This is a genomic window from Rhizobium sp. Root482, assembly GCF_001426565.1.
GTDB lineage: Bacteria > Pseudomonadota > Alphaproteobacteria > Rhizobiales > Rhizobiaceae > Pararhizobium.
In genome coordinates this window covers 209,582-227,613 of sequence record NZ_LMFA01000020.1, presented here as the reverse complement: position 1 = coordinate 227,613, position 18,032 = coordinate 209,582, and the positions used below count along the sequence as shown (strand labels likewise).

Sequence of the window (18,032 nt, the reverse complement as noted above, 5' to 3'; positions counted from 1 at the left end):
CTCATGGATAAAACCGCAACAGACGGTTCAGTGGCTGTCGCGGTTCATCGGAATACGGTCGCCGCGCGGACCGACGAGGAAGTTCAGGTCGGCGCCCTGGTCCGCCTGCATGACGGAATCGACATAGAGCTTGCCGTAGCCGCCGGTGATCGGCATATGCGGCTTCACCCAGGCGGCACGGCGCCGTGCCAGTTCCTCGTCCGAAACGTCGAGATGGATCGAGCGGGCCGGTATGTCCACGGCGATCATGTCGCCATTCTGGACAAGCGCCAGCGGACCGCCTTCGGCAGCCTCGGGCGCCGTATGCAGGATGACGGTGCCATAGGCTGTGCCGGACATGCGCGCATCCGAAATGCGGATCATGTCAGTGATCCCCTTCTTCAGCACTTTCGGAGGAAGGCCCATATTGCCGACCTCGGCCATGCCCGGATAGCCCTTCGGACCGCAATATTTCAGGACCATGATGCAGGTCTCGTCGATATCGAGATCGTCGCGGTTGATGCGGGCATGGTAATCCTCGATGCTTTCGAAGACCACGGCGCGGCCCTTGTGCTGCATCAGGTGCGGCGAGGCCGCCGACGGTTTCAGGACAGCCCCGCGCGGCGCAAGATTGCCACGCAGCACGGCGATGCCGCCCGATTGCGCCAGCGCCTTCTCGCGCGGCACGATGACGTCGTCATTGTAGTTGACCACATCCTTGACGCCGCTCCAGATCGTGTCGCCCGTAACGGTGAGCGCATCCTTGTGCAGGAGCCCCATCTCGCCGACGGCCTTGATGACGACGGGCAGGCCGCCGGCATAATAGAATTCTTCCATCAGATGCTTGCCGGAAGGCTGCAGGTTGACGATGGTCGGCACGTCGCGGCCGAGCCGGTCCCAGTCCTCGAGCGTGAGGTCCACGCCGATGCGGCCTGCAAGCGCCAGGAGATGGATGACCGCATTGGTCGAGCCGCCGACGGCGCCGTTGACGCGGATGGCGTTTTCGAAGGCCTCCTTCGTCAGGATATCGGAAGGCCTCAAATCCTCCTTGACCATGTCGACGATGCGGCGGCCGGACATCTGCGAGATCACCCGGCGGCGGGCATCGACGGCGGGAATGGCGGCATTGCCCGGCAGCGTCATGCCCAGCGCTTCGGCCATCGACGCCATGGTCGAGGCGGTGCCCATGGTCATGCAGCTACCGGCCGAACGGGCCATGCCCTGTTCCGCGTCCATGAATTCATCCAGCGACATTTCGCCGGACTTGACCATTTCGGAGAACTGCCAGATCGCCGTGCCGGAGCCGACATCCTTGCCGCGCCACTTGCCGTTCAGCATCGGGCCGCCGGAAACGAGGATGACGGGAATATCGACCGAGGCAGCGCCCATCAGGAGCGCCGGCGTGGTCTTGTCGCAGCCGCCGAGCAGCACGACGCCATCGACCGGATTGCCGCGGATCGCTTCCTCGACATCCATGGCCGCAAGGTTGCGGAACATCATGGCGGTCGGCCTCAGCGTGCTTTCGCCGACGGAAAACACCGGAAACTCGACCGGGAAGCCACCAGCCTCGTAGACGCCGCGCTTCACCCGTTCTGCCAGGTCGCGCAGATGCGCGTTGCATGGCGTCAGTTCCGACCAGGTATTGCAGATGCCGATGATCGGCCGGCCGTCGAACGTATCGGCCGGCAGGCCCTGGTTCTTCATCCACGAGCGGTGCATGATGGCATTCTTGCCAGTGCCGCCGAACCAATCATATGAGCGCAGCTTGCGCGGCCACTCGGCTTTCTTCTTCATTTCTTCTATCCCTTGAGGTGCCGGCCCGGCCACCACGGCCGGTCCGGCAAAGCATTTCTGAAGCGCATCGCGATCCTTCAGATCCGCTTTCGCGCTTCAGGTCTTTGTCGCTGCGCATGTCGTCGTCGCAAATGACGACGCTCTTTTGCGCGAGATGCTCTAGGCCAGAGTATAGGCCGTCTTCACCACCGTGAAGAACTCGGCCGCATATCTGCCCTGCTCGCGCGATCCGAAGGACGAGGCCTTGCGGCCGCCGAACGGCACATGGAAATCGACGCCCGCCGTCGGCAGATTGACCATGACCATGCCGGCTTCGGAATTGCGCTTGAAATGCGTGGCGTGCTTGAGGCTCGTCGTGGCGATGCCGGCCGACAGGCCGAAGGGCGTGTCGTTGGCAACGCTGAGCGCTTCGTCATAGTCCTTGACGCGGATGACCGCGGCAACCGGCCCGAAGATTTCCTCGCGCGAAATGCGCATCTGGTTGGTGGCTTCGGTAAACAAAGTCGGTTGCAGATAGAAACCGGGCGTGTCGCGCGAGATCGTTTCGCCGCCGAAAGCAAGCTTGGCGCCCTCCTGCCGGCCGATGCCGATATAATCGGTATCGGTCGAAAGCTGGGACTGATCGACCACCGGACCGATATGGGTGCCGGCCTTCAGCGCATCATCGACCACCAGCGTCTTCAGTTTCTCGGTGAGCGCTGCGACGAACTTGTCATGAATACCTTCGGTGACGATCAGCCGCGACGAGGCGGTGCAGCGCTGGCCGGTGGAGAAGAAGCCGGAATTGGCAGCGGCCTCGACGGCGACGGTGAGGTCGGCGTCGTCAAGCACCACCATCGGGTTCTTGCCGCCCATTTCGAGCTGGAACTTGCGGTTATGCTCGATCGAGGCAGCGGCGACGCGTTTTCCCGTGCCGGTCGATCCCGTGAAGGTGATGGCGGCAAGATCGGGGCTGCCGAGCATGGCCTGGCCGACCACCGAGCCCTTGCCCATGACGAGATTGAGAACACCCTTGGGCAGGCCGGCGCGGTGCAGGATATCGACGATGGCATGCGCGCAGCCGGGCACCAGTTCGGCCGGCTTGAAGACCACGGTATTGCCGTAGCAGAGCGCCGGCGCGATCTTCCAGGCGGGGATCGCAATCGGGAAATTCCACGGCGTGATGATGCCGACGACACCAACCGCCTCGCGGGTGATTTCAACACCGATATTCGGACGCACGGAGGGCAGCACCTCGCCTGCAAGCCGCAAGGCCTCGCCGGCGAAGAAGTCGAAGATCTGGCCGGCGCGGATGGTCTCGCCGATCGCTTCAGGCAGCGTCTTGCCCTCCTCGCGAGCCAGTAGCCTTCCCAACTCGTCCTTGCGCGCGAGAATTTCGTCGGCGGTCTTTTTCAGGATCGCGTGGCGCTCGAGAATGCCGGACCGCGACCAGGCCGGAAAAGCCGCCTTCGCAGCGGCAATCGCCCTCTTCGCATCCTCGGCGCCGGCACGGGCGTAAACACCGATGACATCGTTGGTATTGGACGGATTGATGTTCTCGACGCCGTCCGAGCCGACCCATTCGCCGGCAATCAGGTTCTGGTGCAATGTCATGGGCGTAAAGCCTCCCTGGTGTTCGCGGCCGGCATCCGGATGCGGCCTTCGTATCTCGCCGGTTTAAAGCTGGCCGATGGTGATATCGTCTTCGCCGGCGATCGCCAAACGATTGCGCAACGGAAGCCCGAACCCCTCCGCCTCGATTTCGAAGACGTCGCCAATCTCGGTTTTAATGCCATCGCCGAACGACAGGGTCGCCGTGCCGAACATATGCACATGCACGTCGCCGGGGGTGCGGAAGAGGTCGTATTTGAAGTGGTGATATTCGAGATTGGCAAAGCTGTGGGACATATTGGTCTCGCCCGACAGGAACGGCTTTTCCCAGAAGACCCTGCCGTCGCGGATGATGCGCGAGGTGCCATGGATATCCGCCGGTGCCTCGCCGATGCGGATTTCCGGACCGAAACTGGCCGGCCGGAGCTTGGAATGGGCGAGGTAAAGATAATTGACGCGCTCGGTCACATGGTCTGAAAACTCGTTGGCGACAGCAAAGCCGATGCGGAACGGCGTACCATTGTCGGAAATGACGTAGATGCCGGCCATTTCCGGCTCCTCTCCGCCGTCCTCGGCAAAGGAGGGAGAGACAAGATCGCCGCCCGGCGCAACGGCCTGGCTGCCATTGCCCTTGTAGAACCATTCCGGCTGCACGCCCTTCTCGCCCTGCTTGGGCTTGCCGCCTTCGAGCCCCATCCTGAACATCTTCATCGTGTCGGTGGCGCCCTCTTCGACCTTGGAGACCGCGGCATGCATGGCATCACGCGTGGAGGCCGAGCCCAGATGGGTGAGCCCGGTTCCGGTCAGGTGCAGATGCGCGACATCGGAATGGGTGATCGGCGGCAGGAAAAGCCCCTTGGCATAGGCATCCTGGAGATCGACCTCGTCGCCCAATCCGTGCGCGGCGATCACCGCCTTCAGGCTCTGGCCGGAATTGGCGGCTTCCATCGCGAGCGCATGAACGCTCGTGGCGTTCTTGACGGCATGCGCGGCCTCGCCCACTTCGCGCACGGCAACCGTGATCGAGCCATTGTTGTTCTTGACCTGGGAAATCAGCACTGCATCATCCTTTTTCTATCGAGCGGCCGATGGGCGTGACACGCTTTCCTTCGGCAACGACAATCCGTTGGAGGGCTTTCGTCCTCCCTTTGCTGGCGGCGCGCCGCCCTTCGATCGAGATTGGCGGCCGGGCGCCCGCCGGAGCAGGCTCGACCGCCTTTTAGCGCGCCGGCCGGGGCCGATCGCGCAAAGAGAGACCGGACCGGTCAGCCCTTGTTCTTGTTGTAGACATCGAAGAACACGGCCGCGAGCAGCACCAGGCCCTTGACCAACTGTTGGTAATCGATGCCGAGACCCATGATCGACATGCCGTTGTTCATGACGCCCATGATGAAGGCGCCGATGACTGCGCCGGTCATCTTGCCGACGCCGCCGGAGGCCGAGGCGCCGCCGATGAAGCAGGCGGCGATGACATCGAGCTCGAAGCCGACGCCCGCCTTCGGCGTCGCCGAGTTCAGGCGCGCGGCGATGATCATGCCGGCGAGCGCCGCCAGAACGCCCATATTGACGAATGTGTAGAAAGTCAGCCGCTCGGTGTTGATGCCGGAAAGCTTTGCTGCCTTCTCGTTGCCGCCCATCGCATAGATGCGCCGTCCGATCGTCGAGCGCGTGGTGACGAAGGTATAGAGCGCAATCAGCAGGCCCATCACCACCAGGACGTTCGGGAAGCCCTTGTAGGTGGAAAGCTGGAAGCCGAGAAAGATTGCGACGACGGCGATGACCGCCATCTGCAGGATGAAGAAGGCAAGCGGCTCGTTTTCGGTGCCATGCAGCACATTGGTGCGACGGCCCTTGATCCCGTAGTAGATGGCCAGCGCGACCAGCGCCACCACCACCACCAGGGCCGCCAGATTGGTAATGGTACCCGGGGCAGGATTGAGGAATGCGAGGAAATCCGGGACGAAACCGGTCGACAGGACCTGGAAATCCTTCGGGAAGGGACCGATCGGCCTGTTCTGCAGCACCAGATAGGTCAGGCCGCGGAAAACCAGCATGCCGGCTAGGGTAACGATGAAGGAGGGAATCTTCTGGTAAGCGACCCAATAGCCCTGCGCGGCCCCGACCATCCCGCCGAGGATGAGACAAAGCGGCACGACGACGGCATAATGCAGGTTCCACTTGACCAGCATGATCGCCGAAATGCCGCCGGTGAAGGCGACGATCGAGCCGACGGAAAGATCGATATGCCCGGCCACGATGATCAGCAGCATGCCGAGCGCCATGATGACGATGAACGAATTCTGCAGAATTAGATTGGTGATGTTGACGGGCTTGAACAGCACGCCGTTGGTCACGACCTGGAAGAACAGCATGATGACCACGAGCGCGACGAGCAGGCCGTATTCGCGGATATTGTTCCTGAGATAGACCCCGATGGAGGGCGTGGTTTTCGCGGCGCTGGTTTCTGCGACCATTAGTGTTTCTCCCCGGAGCGCATAATGGCGCGCATGATGGATTCCTGGCTTGCTTCCGACCTGGAAAGCTCGGCGACGATGCGTCCTTCGTTCATGACATAGATGCGGTCGCAGGTTCCCAGAAGCTCGGGCATTTCCGATGAGATCATCAGGATGCCTTTGCCTTCCGCGGCAAGCTGGTTGATGATGGTATAGATTTCATATTTCGCCCCGACATCGATGCCGCGCGTCGGCTCGTCGAGGATCAGCACTTCGGGGCTGGTGAACAGCCATTTCGAAAGCACGACCTTCTGCTGGTTGCCGCCCGACAGATTGACGGCCTCCTGGTAGATCGAATGCGACCGGATCCGCAGCTTGCTACGATAGTCGGTGGCGACCTTGGCCTCCGCATGCGTGTCGATCACGCCGCTGCTTGCCACCGCATCGAGATTGGCGAGCGTGGTGTTGTGCATGATATTGTTGTTGAGCACGAGACCGAGATGCTTGCGGTCCTCCGTCACATAGGCGAGGCCGGCCGCGATAGCGCGCGGGATGGTGCTGACATCGACGCGCTTGCCGTGCATGAAGACGTCGCCCGATATCCTGTGGCCCCAGGACTTGCCGAACAGGCTCATCGCCGTTTCGGTGCGCCCTGCCCCCATCAGTCCGGCAATGCCGACGACTTCGCCGGCGCGCACGGTGAAATTGACATCGTACAGGAACTGCCGGTCACGGTGATGCTGGTGGTAGACGTTCCAGTTCTTCACCTCGAGCAGCGTCTCGCCGATCTTAGGCTCGCGGGCCGGATAGCGGTCTTCCATGTCGCGCCCAACCATGCCCTTGATGATCCGGTCTTCGCCGATATCCTCGTTGTGACAGTCGAGCGTTTCAACCGTGCCGCCATCGCGCAGGATGGTGATCTTGTCGGCGACCGTCTTGATCTCGTTCAGCTTGTGCGAAATGATGATCGAGGTCATGCCCTGCTTGCGGAATTCCATGAGCAGCTTCAAGAGCGCGTCGGAATCCGTCTCGTTGAGCGAGGCCGTCGGCTCGTCGAGGATCAGCAGCCTGACCTTCTTCGACAGCGCCTTGGCGATTTCGACGAGTTGCTGCTTGCCGATGCCGATATCGGTGATCCGCGTCGTGGGTGGCTCCTTGAGGCCGACCTTGCCCAAAAGCTCCCGGGTGCGGGAAAATGTCTGCGGCCAGTCGATGACGCCCTTCTCGGCGATCTCGTTGCCGAGGAAGATGTTTTCGGCGATCGACAGCAGCGGAACGAGCGCCAGTTCCTGGTGGATGATGATGATGCCGAGATGTTCGCTGTCGGAAATCGTCGAGAAATTGCGGACTTCGCCGTCATAATGGATTTCGCCATCGTAGCTGCCGGCGGGATAGACACCGCTCAGGACCTTCATCAAGGTCGATTTTCCGGCTCCGTTTTCGCCGACAAGCGCGTGGATTTCCCCCTCGCGGACTTTGAGATTGACATCGTCCAGCGCCTTTACGCCGGGAAATGTCTTGGTGATGCCCCGCATTTCGAGAATGATGTTGTCCATGGTCAGGTATTCCTGCGGCAGTCCGGGAATGATGAGGCCGAATTGGGCGACAATAGAACCACATCATCAAGATAAAAAGGGTCCGCAACGGATCGCGGACCCCGATGGTTGGACGAGATCAGTTGTTGATCTGGTCTTCGGTGTAGTAGCCGGCGCCCACGAGGACGTCCTTGACGTTCGACTTGTCGACGGCAACAGGCTTCAGCAGGTAGGACGGAACCACCTTGACGCCGTTGTCATAGGTCTTGGTGTCGTTGATTTCCGGCTCCTTGCCGCCCATGATCGCCTCGACCATGCCGACGGTGACCTTGGCAAGTTCGCGCGTGTCCTTGAAGACCGACGAATATTGCTCGCCGGCGAGGATCGACTTGACCGACGGCAGTTCGGCGTCCTGACCGGTGACGATCGGCATCGGCATGTCGCCGGAACCGTAGCCGACGCCCTTCAGGGCGGAAAGAATGCCGATCGAGAGACCGTCATAGGGCGAAAGCACGCCATCGACCTTGGCCTCGGTATAGGTCGAGGACAGCAGGTTCTCCATGCGGGCCTGTGCGACGGCACCGTCCCAACGCAGCGTACCGACCTGGTCCATGCCCATCTGGCCGGACTTGATCTCGATCTTCTTGGCATCGATCAGCGGCTGCAGAACCGACATTGCGCCATCGTAGAAGAAGAAGGCATTGTTGTCGTCCGGCGAGCCGCCGAACAGTTCTACATTCTTCGGCTCGGTTGCGCCGTCGAGCTTCAGGCCCTCGACCAGCGACGTGGCCTGCAGGACGCCGACCTGGAAATTGTCGAAGGTGGCGTAATAGTCGACATTGGCCGAATCGCGGATCAGGCGGTCATAGGCGATCACCTTGACGCCGGCATCATGCGCCCGCTGCAGGATATCCGACAGGGTCGTGCCGTCGATGGCGCCGATGATGAGAACCTTGGCACCCTTGGTGACCATGTTTTCAATCTGTGCCAGCTGGTTGGGAATGTCGTCGTCGGCAAACTGCAGGTCCGGGGTGTAGCCGGCGTCCTTGAACAGCTTTTCCATGGTCTCGCCGTCGGAAATCCAACGGGTCGAGGTCTTTGTCGGCATCGAAATGCCGACCGTGCCCTTGTCCTGGGCCAGTGCCGGCGCCACGAACGCAGCGACACTGAGCGCCGCGGCAGCGAGAAGCGAAGTCATCAATTTCATGTATCTCTCCCTTGGTGTTGATCCAGGCAAACTGTCCGGCCGCCTCGATATGTGCAGCGCTTCGCGTGGTCGCGAGAGCTTGGCTCTCGACAGAAGCGCAAGGGGCAAGATGTCCTCCCGGACCTCGCAGACTCCAAGCACGCTGGCGCACATGGACCTAAACTGGAATCAAATGACATAACTGTCAAATGCAATATCGGTGTATCCTCATATCAATTACGATATGATATGGCGCAACAGTGTGATTTATAGACTGTTGCTTGATTGCGAGGCGCCGATGGAAGATTCGATCATTCCCGCATCCGTTCCGGTGGACTATTCCGAGCGGGGCATTTTTCGGTCGGGCCTGAAGATGAGCCATCTGCAGCTTATCCTGGCGATCGAGGATCATGGCCAGATCAGCGCGGCGGCAACCGCTCTTGGCATGTCCCAGCCGGCCGCCTCGCGCCTTCTCGGCGAGATCGAGGCCATCTTGAAGGCGCCGCTCTGTGCCAGGATCGCGCGCGGCGTCGAATTGACGGAATTTGGCCGGGCTCTCGCGCGCCGGGCGCGGACGATTTTTCTCGAACTGCGCGAAACGGCCCGCGAAATTACCGAATTGAAGACCGGAAGCGGCGGCTCGGTCTCGCTGGGCTCGGTCACCGGACCGGCGCTCAACCTGGCGGTGCCGGCCGTGCGGCAGGTATCCACGGCCTATCCGGGGATCGAAATCAACATCCAGATTGAAAACAGCAATGTCCTGGTCCGCGAATTACTCTCGGCACGACATGATTTCGTGATCGGGCGCATCCCCGACGACCAGGACCCGCGCCTTTTCAACCTCATCGAAATCGGCGAGGAAGAGGTCTGCCTGATCGTGCGCAACGGCCATCCGCTGCTCGAAAAAGGCGTGGTCACCACCGCCGACCTGCCGGGCTATGACTGGGTTTTCCAGCCGCAGGGCACGCTTTTGCGGCGGGCCGTCGAAGACAGTTTCATGTCGAGCGAAACACCCCTGCCCGCCACCATCATCAGTACCTCCTCGATCATCCTGACGGTCTCCATCGTCCGCCACACCAATGCGGTGGCGCCGGTGGCGCGCGATGTTGCCGAACTGATTGCCGGCCAGGGCGGCGAGGCAGGCGAGATCCGCGTCCTTCCCACCGATTTCAAGATCACCATCAGGCCCTATAGCCTGATCACCGCGCGCGGCCGCGCCCTGCCGCCGAGCGCCAGGCTTCTCTACGACCTGATCCTCAAGCAGAGCACCGCATGATCAGGCCCGCAAAACCTTGACATGCTCTGACGGACTGGAAGCGGAGAACCAGAATGTTCGCAATGTCGGTCTTCCAGTCCGTGCTGGCGCGACTGCAGGCACAAGAGGAAGAGGATGAAGCCGACGAGGCGCTCGCGCCCCTCGAGCGCATCCGCGGCCTCAACGCCGGCTTCGTCGCCGATCTGGCGCAAACGCAGCCTGCCGGCAGCGCTGCCGTACACCGGGCCTATGTGGACACGGCAAGCGAGGAAATGCTGGCGCCGCCACGGCCAAGCCGGCCGCCTGCCATGCCGGATCACCTCCGCCGCCTTCGGCCGGAGGAGATCGCAGCCGATCTCGCCATGACCGGGGAAGAGACGCTGGAAAGCCTGGCGGAAAAACGCCGGCATTTCGCCACGAACAACCATCCGGACCGTCATCATCCGGATTTCCGGGCCAATGCCGACCTGCGTATGAAGATCGCCAATATGCTGATCGACGAGGCGATGCGCCGCCTGCGGCCGGCCCGTCGAAGATGAGACGTGTCGCCGGCCCCTCAGGCCGGATCGTCGCCCTTTGCCGGCTCGATCGTCTCGGGCTTCGGCTTGAAGAAGATGACAAGGACGCAGGTCGTATAGGCCGATACCGCCAGAAAGATCATGCCCCAGGTCGTATTGCCGTTCCAGAACTCAAACGCGGTCCAGCCCACGCAGAAGGCGATGACCAGCAATCGGACCCAGAGCGGCCGGTAGAAGGGGTGATCGGCGTCGATCAGCTTTATCATGCAATAGGCCTCGAATATGTGTTGGCCGCAGCGTCGGCCGGCAGCGACCACAGCTTTATGACCAAAAAGCCCCGTCCCGCAAGCGAAACGACACCTGCCGGCTTGACCGCTCCGCCTCAGACGGAATAAATATTCCGAAAGAATGAAGCTTTGATTTTTCATTCCACATGAAAAATCCGGTCGGAAAGCTCCGACCGAAAACATCGCCGCGAATCCGCGGCAACCAACCTTTTACGACGCCTTTGGAGTGAGCGTCATCACTCCCCTCCCCGGCGCCTCCGCCGCTTGCAACAAAGAGATGGATATGACAGTCAGATTTGGTCTTCTCGGCGCCGGCCGTATCGGCAAGGTTCATGCCAAGGCCGTCAGCGGCAATGCGGATGCGGTGCTCGTCGCCGTCGCCGACGCCTTTCCGGCCGCGGCCGATGCCATAGCAAATGCCTATGGCTGCGAGGTCCGCACGATCGAGGCCATCGAATCCGCCACGGATATCGACGCCGTGGTCATCTGCACGCCTACCGACACCCATGCCGACCTGATCGAGCGTTTCGCCCGCGCCGGCAAGGCGATCTTCTGCGAAAAGCCGATCGATCTCGACGTCGGCCGGGTGCGCGACTGCATGAAGGTGGTCGCCGAAACGAACGGCAAGCTGATGGTCGGCTTCAACCGCCGCTTCGACCCCCATTTCATGGCCGTCAGGCAGGCGATCGACGAGGGCAGGATCGGCACGGTCGAAATGGTGACGATCACCTCGCGCGATCCCGGCGCCCCGCCGGTCGATTACATCAAGCGCTCGGGCGGCATTTTCCGTGACATGACGATCCATGATTTCGACATGGCCCGCTTCCTGCTCGGCGAGGAACCGGTGGCGGTGACCGCCCATGCCGCAGTTCTCGTCGATCCGGAAATCGGCAAGGCAGGCGATTACGACAGTGTTTCGGTCATCCTAGAGACCGCTTCCGGCCGCCAGGCGGTAATCTCCAACTCCCGCCGCGCCACCTATGGCTATGACCAGCGCATCGAGGTGCACGGCTCCAAGGGCATGGTCGCCGCGGAAAACCAGCGCGCCGTTTCCATCGAGATCGCCAATGCCGACGGCTATACCCGCCCGCCGCTGCATGATTTCTTCATGACGCGCTATACCGAAGCCTATGCCAACGAAATCGCCAGCTTCATCTCGGCCATCGAGAAAGGCACGGCGATCACGCCATCGGGTGCCGATGGGCTCGCGGCGCTGGCACTGGCCGATGCCGCCGTAAAGTCGGTCAAGGAAAAGCGGCAGATTTCCCTCCGCGCCTGATCCAAGGCGGAAATTGCCTGACGGCGAAGGCCGGGACGCCGACCGGCGTCGTCACGATGTCGCGGCCGGCGCCGGCCTGGCGGCCGCGACATCGTGATCCATCACCGTCAGGGCCCGGTCGAGATGACCGTCGAAGACCAGCCCCTGCTCATCATGGATGACGGAGATGTCCGGCCGTCCCTGCAGGCGCACCTCGTGCGACTGCTCGAGACCTTCGTCGATGCCGCGCTGCAGGAGATCGAAATAGCGCGTTCCCGGGCCGGTGATATGGATCGGCATGCGATCATAGAAACTGAGTATGCGTGAAAGGCCATTGCCGAGCACCACGCCGGCCTGCCGGAACGCATAGCCCGCCATCCGGTCTCCGGCCCGCGCTCCGGCGGCGATCTTGTCCATTTCCGTGAGCGGAACGAATTTGGCGGGGATCGTATCCGGCGGCACCTGGAAGGCGGTGCGCAAGATCCCGTAAAAACCGGCCGAGGCCTCGATACACCCGAAGGACCCGCAACGGCAAAGACCGCCATTGGCGGCATGCAGCATATGTCCGAAATTCGGCGCGGTGACCTCCAACGCGCCGAACCGACCCTTGCGGGCGATCCCAAGACCGATGCTGTGGCCAAGCGACAACGCTGCAAGGGCTCGAAAAGAACCGTCCTTCCCCTTGTCTGCCCGCATGCCGAGCGCCTGGGCAACCAGCAGGGTCTCGTTGTTGAGCGTCACCTTGGCGCGCCATTGCGGCCGCAGCAACGCGTCGAAATCGATCTGCTCGCCGCCGAAGACCGGTGACCATAGGAGACGCTTTCCGTCCGTCGCCACCGTTCCCTTGCTGCTGATCGAGATGGCGAGAACCTGCGACCGTTCCAGCCGCGACCGCTCCGTCAACCGCACCAGAGCGGCAAGGAATCCTTCCGAAAAATGCGCGGTACCGGCGACATCGTGGCGACGGGGCTCCTCGAAACGGTCCATCAGCCGCCCGGAATAGTCCGCCAGGGAATATTGGACCAGATCGGATGCTATGCGCACCGCGATCAGATATCCGCAGTCGCGCCGCGGGCCGAACAGAACGCGCGGCCGGCCGCGGCCGGAATGCGGCTGCTGCTCCGCCTTCTCGATGACGCCGGCACGCTCAAGTTCGGCGGTGATGACCGAAACAGTGGCCGAGGCAAGCCCCGTTTGCTCGGAAATTTCGGTATGCGACAACGGCCCCATGCGCCTCAGCGTCGCGAGAAAGAGCGCGCTGTTTTGCTGGCGGACCAGTTCGCTACTGGATTTGGTCAGCATTGCGCGTTTCCGAAACTCCCGATGATTCCCACAAACAGATGTCCTGGAAAGCATCTGCCCGGTGCAACACGCCGTTGTCAAAGCCTTGTTGACAGCTTTCTAAAACTCTGACATCTATTTTCTCGACTGTCGAGAAAAACCTTTTCAGGGTTTTCGACAGCTGTTTGGCTGGCCGGGGGCCGTGCGGGAGGTTCGCACGGGCGGCCAGCGATCACTTGGGAGGACTTTCATGAAATCAGTTTTGAAACTGATGGCAGGCGTTGCCATCATCGTATCCATTCAGTCAGCAGCGATCGCCAAGGACCTGGTGGTCGGCGTTTCCTGGTCGAACTTCCAGGAAGAGCGCTGGAAAACCGACGAAGCCGCCATCAAGGCCGCACTCGAAGCCTCCGGTGACAAGTATATTTCGGCCGACGCCCAGTCGTCCGCCGCAAAGCAGCTGACGGATGTCGAATCGCTGATCGCCCAGGGCGCGAATGCCATCATCGTTCTCGCCCAGGATTCGGAAGCCATCGGCCCGGCCATCGAAAAGGCCGCCGCTGAAGGCATCCCGGTCGTCGGCTACGATCGCCTGATCGAAAACCCGGCCGCCTTCTACATCACCTTCGACAACAAGGAAGTCGGCCGCATGCAGGCCCGCGAAGTGTTCAAGGTGAAGCCGGAAGGCAATTACGTGTTCATCAAGGGCTCCTCGTCCGACCCGAACGCCGACTTCCTCTTCGCAGGTCAGCAGGAAGTGCTGAAAGAGGCAATCGACGCCGGCAAGATCAAGAATGTCGGCGAAGCCTATACCGACGGCTGGAAGCCGGAAAACGCCCAGAAGAACATGGAACAGTTCCTGACGGCGAACGACAACAAGGTCGACGCGGTCGTCGCTTCGAACGACGGCACGGCCGGCGGCGCGATCGCCGCGCTTTCGGCCCAGGGTCTTGCCGGTACCGTACCGGTTTCCGGCCAGGACGCAGACCATGCCGCGCTGAACCGCGTGGCGCTTGGCACCCAGACCGTCTCCGTCTGGAAGGATAGCCGTGAACTCGGTAAGCGCGCCGCCGAAATCGCGGCCACGCTTGCCGGCGGCAAGACCATGGACGAGATCGAAGGCGTGACCACCTTCAACGGCGGCCCGAAGGGCGTCGAAATGAAGTCGGTCTTCCTCGCGCCGCTGCCGATCACCAAGGACAATCTGAACGTCGTCATCGACGCCGGCTGGATCTCCAAGGAAACGGCATGCCAGGGCGTCGCCGCCGGCTCGGTCGCGGCCTGCAACTGATCACCACGACCCGAAAATGACCTGACCATCACCAGGCGCCGCAACGTCACACGTTGCGGCGCTTGCGCAAGGTGGACAGCGGGCGGAGGATGCGGCGGCGATACATCCTCATAGCGGGATGAGGAAAGTGGGACCCGGTTTTCCGTCACGCCCTGCTTAACTTCAGACCACGCTCGATCGATACGTCAACAAAAGTGGGGGGACGGCAAAGCCATGGCCGACATCACGACTACCGCACAAGCCAATCGCGCGCGATCGGCAAGTGAGAACCCGGTCAAGCGCTTCTTCCGCGCGACCGAGATCGACACGCGCCTGCTCGGCATGATCGGCGCCATGCTGATCATCTGGATCGGCTTCAACATCCTGTCCGGCGGCCTGTTCCTGACGCCCCGCAATCTCTGGAACCTTTCCGTCCAGACCGCCTCCGTCGCCGTGATGGCGACCGGCATGGTGCTCGTCATCGTCACGCGCAACATCGATCTTTCCGTGGGCTCGATCCTCGGTTTCGTCGGCATGAGCATGGGCGTGCTTCAGGCCGAACTGCTGCCGCAACTGCTCGGCTTCAACCACCCCGCCATCTGGATCGTGACGCTGCTTGCCGGCCTGCTGCTCGGTGCCGCCATCGGCGCGCTGCACGGCGCGATCATCGCCTTCCTCAATGTCCCCTCCTTCATCGTGACGCTCGGCGGCCTGCTTGTCTGGCGCGGCGCCACCTGGTTCGTCACCAGCGGCCGTACGGTCGCTCCGATGGACGCCACCTTCCGCCTGATGGGCGGCGGCACGCAGGGCTCGATCGGCGCGACGGCCAGCTGGATCGTCGGCATCCTCGCCTGCATCGCCATCGTCGCCACCATCATCAATTCGCGCAGGCAGCGCCGGCGCTTCGGCTTTCCGCAGCGTCCGATGTGGGCGGAATATTTCCTGACCCTCGTCGGTTGCGGACTGGTGCTCGGCGCCATCACGGTCGTCAACAGCTACTCCTGGCCAGTCGCCATCGCCCGTAAATATGCGGAAGCCAGCGGCATCGCCTGGCCCGACGGCGGCCTGTTCATTGCACATGGCATCGCCATTCCGGTCCTGATCGCCATCGTCGTCGGCGTCGTCATGACCTTCATTTCGACCCGGCTTCGCTTCGGCCGCTATGTCTTTGCGATCGGCGGCAACCAGGAGGCCGCCGAACTGGCGGGCATCAAGACCCGCTGGGTGACGGTCAAGATCTTCGCGCTGATGGGCATGCTCTGCGCCATCGCAGCCGCGATCTCCACCGCCCGCCTCAATGCCGCGACCAATGCGCAGGGCGAGCTCGACGAGCTCTACACCATCGCAGCCGCGGTCATCGGCGGCACCTCGCTTGCCGGCGGCATCGGCACAATCGCTGGCGCCATGCTCGGCGCCCTCGTCATGCAATCGCTGCAATCGGGCATGGTGCTTGTGGGCATCGATACCCCGTTCCAGCGCATCGTGGTGGGCATGGTCCTTGTCGTCGCCGTCTGGCTCGACACGGTCTATCGCGCCCGCGCCAAGTAAGAGGAGCCACCCAATGACGGACACCCGCAAGCCCCTCGTGGAAATGAAGAACATTTCCATCTCCTTCGGCGGCATCCACGCCGTGGACAATGCCTCGGTCGATCTCTATCCCGGCGAGGTCGTGGCCCTGCTCGGCCACAATGGCGCCGGCAAATCGACGCTGATCAAGGCTCTTTCCGGCGCCTACAGGCGCGACAGCGGCGAGATCCTGATCAACGGAGAAACCGCCGAAATCAACAATCCGCGCGATGCCAAGAAATACGGCATTGAGACGATCTACCAGACGCTCGCCGTTGCCGACAATGTCGATGCCGCCGCCAATCTCTATCTTGGCCGGGAACTGCGCACGCCCTGGGGCACGCTCGACGACGTGGCGATGGAGGCCAAGACCCGCGAGGTGATGGGCCGCCTCAACCCGAACTTCCAGCGCTTCAAGGAGCCGGTGAAGGCTCTTTCGGGCGGCCAGCGCCAATCGGTGGCGATCGCCCGCGCCATCCTGTTCGACGCCCGCATCCTGATCATGGACGAGCCGACGGCAGCGCTCGGCCCCCAGGAAACGGCGCAGGTCGGCGAACTCATCAAGCAGTTGAAGAAGGAAGGCATCGGCATCTTCCTGATCAGCCACGATATCCACGACGTCTTCGATCTCGCCGATCGGGTCTCGGTGATGAAGAACGGCCAGGTCGTCGGCCATGCCCGCACCGAAGATGTCACCAAGGACGAGGTGCTCGGCATGATCATCCTCGGCAAGGTCCCGGAAAAAGCCATCCCCGGCCCCGGCGCCATGCAGACCGCCTGAATCTTCAGCCGCTGAAAACACAGATGCCGCGCCCAAAAAGCGCGGCATTTTTTATCACCGCGAAAACTCGGAATTTCCTTGACCCGAAACGCTTTCACCATTGAAGCGCCGTCTGTCCTAGGCTATGAACCGCTCACAGCCTGCTTCGACGCCTAGCCGTCGCGGATGCACCCGTAGCTCAGCTGGATAGAGTACTGCCCTCCGAAGGCAGGGGTCACTGGTTCGAATCCAGTCGGGTGCACCAATTCCGTTCAAAACTGCGAACACCGGGCCAAAATTTTTTGCTACCAGTCATAGCTTGGTGGATAGAGGCCTTGCTCCCGATGATTTTGACCTGTTTGTCCTCGACCTGATCGACGACGGCCTGGATATAGGCCTTGCGGAAGGGAATGTCGCCGGAGGTGATGTTTTCGCGCATCATCCTGCCGAACTCCTCGACGACGGCCGGCGGGATATCCGAGGCGGGCACGGCGTGCGTTCGTGCGCGATCGAGAGACGTCTGGATTCGCTCGCGGTCGATCTTGAGCCCGGCGATACGATCGCGCAGGATGTCATCCATTTCGGCGATCCCGTCCTCGATCATCGAGTAGATGCGCTTGAGCCGGGTTTCAACCTCCGCCAGTTCCCCTTGCAGACGAATGATCCGACCATCGACCTCGGCGGCTTTGCCGGCGCGGGCGGCGTTGGAACAGGTGTAGTAGCGATGGACCGTCCCATTTTTCGACGTGCCGGTCCGCAACGTCATGCCGCCGCCGCAGGTGGCACAAGTGGCAAGCCCCGTCAGAAGGATAGGCCCCGTCACGACGCGCGGGGCGTCACCTTCGGGTTCCTGTCCTTCAGCATCGACTGCACTGCCTCGAACTCATCGCGCTCGATGATCGCGGGTACGGAAACGATCACATGCTCGGAGACGGGCTTTGCCTTCAGCGTGCGCGAATCGCGCCGGTTAAACGCCATCTGGCCGATATAGGTGCGGTGCGGCCACGACCGCCAGCCTGCACCGCCTGACGCTTCCCGGCCCTATGCTCCAACGGGAGTTCTGGCTCTATGTTTGGCGGGTCCAGACCCCCAAGGTGACTGGGGCGCAAGCGTTGAAGTGAGGTCTCGCATTTTCGCTAGAAATCCGAGCCGATGGTCGTTAGGTAGGTGCCCATACCCCCCCGCTTCGTGTAATGTCACCTCGCCTTCTTTTTGACGTATTTTAATTTTTTCAAATACAGGACTGGCCTATATGAGTTTGTCTTTTCGGGTGGACCCGCCGAATATTATCGAAAAACGC

At 61.8% G+C, this 18,032-nt stretch carries 16 protein-coding genes and 1 tRNA gene; 7 read left to right on the top strand and 10 right to left on the bottom strand.

Annotation, left to right across the window (positions count from 1 at the left end):
* Window positions 1-27: 27 nt before the first annotated feature.
* The 6 genes from araD to chvE form a co-directional block, all read right to left on the bottom strand.
* Window positions 28-1,773, bottom strand: coding sequence for an L-arabinonate dehydratase (araD, locus tag ASD31_RS13295; protein WP_056334221.1), 1,746 nt, complete (start codon window positions 1,771-1,773; stop codon window positions 28-30).
* Between the two features lie 159 nt (window positions 1,774-1,932).
* Window positions 1,933-3,366 carry an aldehyde dehydrogenase family protein gene (locus ASD31_RS13290; RefSeq protein ID WP_056334218.1) on the bottom strand — a complete coding sequence of 478 codons (1,434 nt, stop codon included), beginning with the start codon at window positions 3,364-3,366 and terminating at the stop codon, window positions 1,933-1,935.
* A 63-nt stretch (window positions 3,367-3,429) separates the two neighbouring features.
* Window positions 3,430-4,422 (bottom strand): AraD1 family protein, encoded by a 993-nt coding sequence (gene araD1, locus ASD31_RS13285; RefSeq protein WP_056334215.1) that lies wholly within the window; start codon window positions 4,420-4,422, stop codon window positions 3,430-3,432.
* 206 nt (window positions 4,423-4,628) lie between these two features.
* Complete coding sequence (gene mmsB / locus ASD31_RS13280; RefSeq protein WP_056334212.1) at window positions 4,629-5,837, bottom strand: multiple monosaccharide ABC transporter permease; 1,209 nt, start codon at window positions 5,835-5,837, stop codon at window positions 4,629-4,631.
* A complete protein-coding gene (gene mmsA / locus ASD31_RS13275; RefSeq protein ID WP_056334209.1) occupies window positions 5,837-7,372 on the bottom strand; it encodes a multiple monosaccharide ABC transporter ATP-binding protein in 1,536 nt (511 codons plus the stop codon). The genes mmsB and mmsA overlap by 1 nt, the downstream gene beginning before the upstream one ends.
* Window positions 7,373-7,490: 118 nt before the next feature.
* Window positions 7,491-8,558, bottom strand: coding sequence for a multiple monosaccharide ABC transporter substrate-binding protein (gene chvE, locus ASD31_RS13270; RefSeq protein ID WP_056334207.1), 1,068 nt, complete (start codon window positions 8,556-8,558; stop codon window positions 7,491-7,493).
* Window positions 8,559-8,835: 277 nt separating this feature from the next.
* On the opposite strand from chvE, the gene ASD31_RS13265 reads away from it, so the two are divergent.
* On the top strand, window positions 8,836-9,813 hold the full coding sequence (locus ASD31_RS13265) for a LysR family transcriptional regulator (protein ID WP_056334715.1): 978 nt from the start codon (window positions 8,836-8,838) through the stop codon (window positions 9,811-9,813).
* Window positions 9,814-9,866: 53 nt separating this feature from the next.
* Entirely contained in the window at window positions 9,867-10,331 is a 465-nt protein-coding gene (locus ASD31_RS13260; protein WP_056334204.1) for a hypothetical protein, read from the top strand.
* A gap of 17 nt (window positions 10,332-10,348) precedes the next feature.
* Here ASD31_RS13260 and ASD31_RS13255 read toward each other — a convergent pair whose 3' ends face one another.
* Complete coding sequence (locus ASD31_RS13255; protein ID WP_056334202.1) at window positions 10,349-10,576, bottom strand: hypothetical protein; 228 nt, start codon at window positions 10,574-10,576, stop codon at window positions 10,349-10,351.
* Between the two features lie 304 nt (window positions 10,577-10,880).
* Between ASD31_RS13255 and iolG the strand changes: the two genes are divergently transcribed.
* On the top strand, window positions 10,881-11,876 hold the full coding sequence (gene iolG / locus ASD31_RS13250; protein ID WP_056334712.1) for an inositol 2-dehydrogenase: 996 nt from the start codon (window positions 10,881-10,883) through the stop codon (window positions 11,874-11,876).
* A 51-nt stretch (window positions 11,877-11,927) separates the two neighbouring features.
* On the opposite strand, the gene ASD31_RS13245 is transcribed toward iolG, so the two are convergent.
* Window positions 11,928-13,157 (bottom strand): ROK family transcriptional regulator, encoded by a 1,230-nt coding sequence (locus tag ASD31_RS13245; protein ID WP_056334199.1) that lies wholly within the window; start codon window positions 13,155-13,157, stop codon window positions 11,928-11,930.
* Window positions 13,158-13,386: 229 nt separating this feature from the next.
* Between ASD31_RS13245 and xylF the strand changes: the two genes are divergently transcribed.
* From xylF to ASD31_RS13225, 4 genes are all read left to right on the top strand, one after another.
* On the top strand, window positions 13,387-14,427 hold the full coding sequence (gene xylF, locus ASD31_RS13240) for a D-xylose ABC transporter substrate-binding protein (RefSeq protein ID WP_056334194.1): 1,041 nt from the start codon (window positions 13,387-13,389) through the stop codon (window positions 14,425-14,427).
* A gap of 213 nt (window positions 14,428-14,640) precedes the next feature.
* Window positions 14,641-15,954 (top strand): sugar ABC transporter permease, encoded by a 1,314-nt coding sequence (locus ASD31_RS13235; RefSeq protein ID WP_056334191.1) that lies wholly within the window; start codon window positions 14,641-14,643, stop codon window positions 15,952-15,954.
* 13 nt (window positions 15,955-15,967) lie between these two features.
* Window positions 15,968-16,753 (top strand): ATP-binding cassette domain-containing protein, encoded by a 786-nt coding sequence (locus tag ASD31_RS13230; RefSeq protein ID WP_056334188.1) that lies wholly within the window; start codon window positions 15,968-15,970, stop codon window positions 16,751-16,753.
* Window positions 16,754-16,920: 167 nt separating this feature from the next.
* Window positions 16,921-16,997, top strand: a tRNA-Arg gene (locus ASD31_RS13225).
* Here the strand turns inward: ASD31_RS13225 and ASD31_RS25525 are convergent.
* Together ASD31_RS25525 and ASD31_RS25520 are read right to left on the bottom strand one after the other, a co-directional pair.
* Complete coding sequence (locus tag ASD31_RS25525) at window positions 16,968-17,555, bottom strand: zinc ribbon domain-containing protein (RefSeq protein WP_082520561.1); 588 nt, start codon at window positions 17,553-17,555, stop codon at window positions 16,968-16,970. The two genes, ASD31_RS13225 and ASD31_RS25525, sit on opposite strands and share 30 nt — an antisense overlap.
* Window positions 17,552-17,719: a recombinase family protein gene (locus ASD31_RS25520; RefSeq protein ID WP_274534269.1), complete on the bottom strand. Its 168-nt coding sequence runs from the start codon at window positions 17,717-17,719 to the stop codon at window positions 17,552-17,554. The genes ASD31_RS25525 and ASD31_RS25520 overlap by 4 nt, the downstream gene beginning before the upstream one ends.
* Between the last annotated feature and the right edge of the window lie 313 nt (window positions 17,720-18,032).

Excerpts from the sequence above, each read along its gene's own strand:
- araD (WP_056334221.1), bottom strand. The coding sequence starts at position 1,773 with ATGAAGAAGAAAGCCGAGTGGCCGCGCAAGCTGCGCTCATATGATTGG.
- ASD31_RS13290 (WP_056334218.1), bottom strand. The coding sequence starts at position 3,366 with ATGACATTGCACCAGAACCTGATTGCCGGCGAATGGGTCGGCTCGGAC.
- mmsB (WP_056334212.1), bottom strand. The coding sequence starts at position 5,837 with ATGGTCGCAGAAACCAGCGCCGCGAAAACCACGCCCTCCATCGGGGTC.
- mmsA (WP_056334209.1), bottom strand. The coding sequence starts at position 7,372 with ATGGACAACATCATTCTCGAAATGCGGGGCATCACCAAGACATTTCCC.
- chvE (WP_056334207.1), bottom strand. The coding sequence starts at position 8,558 with ATGAAATTGATGACTTCGCTTCTCGCTGCCGCGGCGCTCAGTGTCGCT.
- ASD31_RS13265 (WP_056334715.1), top strand. The coding sequence starts at position 8,836 with ATGGAAGATTCGATCATTCCCGCATCCGTTCCGGTGGACTATTCCGAG.
- ASD31_RS13260 (WP_056334204.1), top strand. The coding sequence starts at position 9,867 with ATGTTCGCAATGTCGGTCTTCCAGTCCGTGCTGGCGCGACTGCAGGCA.
- ASD31_RS13255 (WP_056334202.1), bottom strand. The coding sequence starts at position 10,576 with ATGATAAAGCTGATCGACGCCGATCACCCCTTCTACCGGCCGCTCTGG.
- iolG (WP_056334712.1), top strand. The coding sequence starts at position 10,881 with ATGACAGTCAGATTTGGTCTTCTCGGCGCCGGCCGTATCGGCAAGGTT.
- ASD31_RS13245 (WP_056334199.1), bottom strand. The coding sequence starts at position 13,157 with ATGCTGACCAAATCCAGTAGCGAACTGGTCCGCCAGCAAAACAGCGCG.
- xylF (WP_056334194.1), top strand. The coding sequence starts at position 13,387 with ATGAAATCAGTTTTGAAACTGATGGCAGGCGTTGCCATCATCGTATCC.
- ASD31_RS13235 (WP_056334191.1), top strand. The coding sequence starts at position 14,641 with ATGGCCGACATCACGACTACCGCACAAGCCAATCGCGCGCGATCGGCA.
- ASD31_RS13230 (WP_056334188.1), top strand. The coding sequence starts at position 15,968 with ATGACGGACACCCGCAAGCCCCTCGTGGAAATGAAGAACATTTCCATC.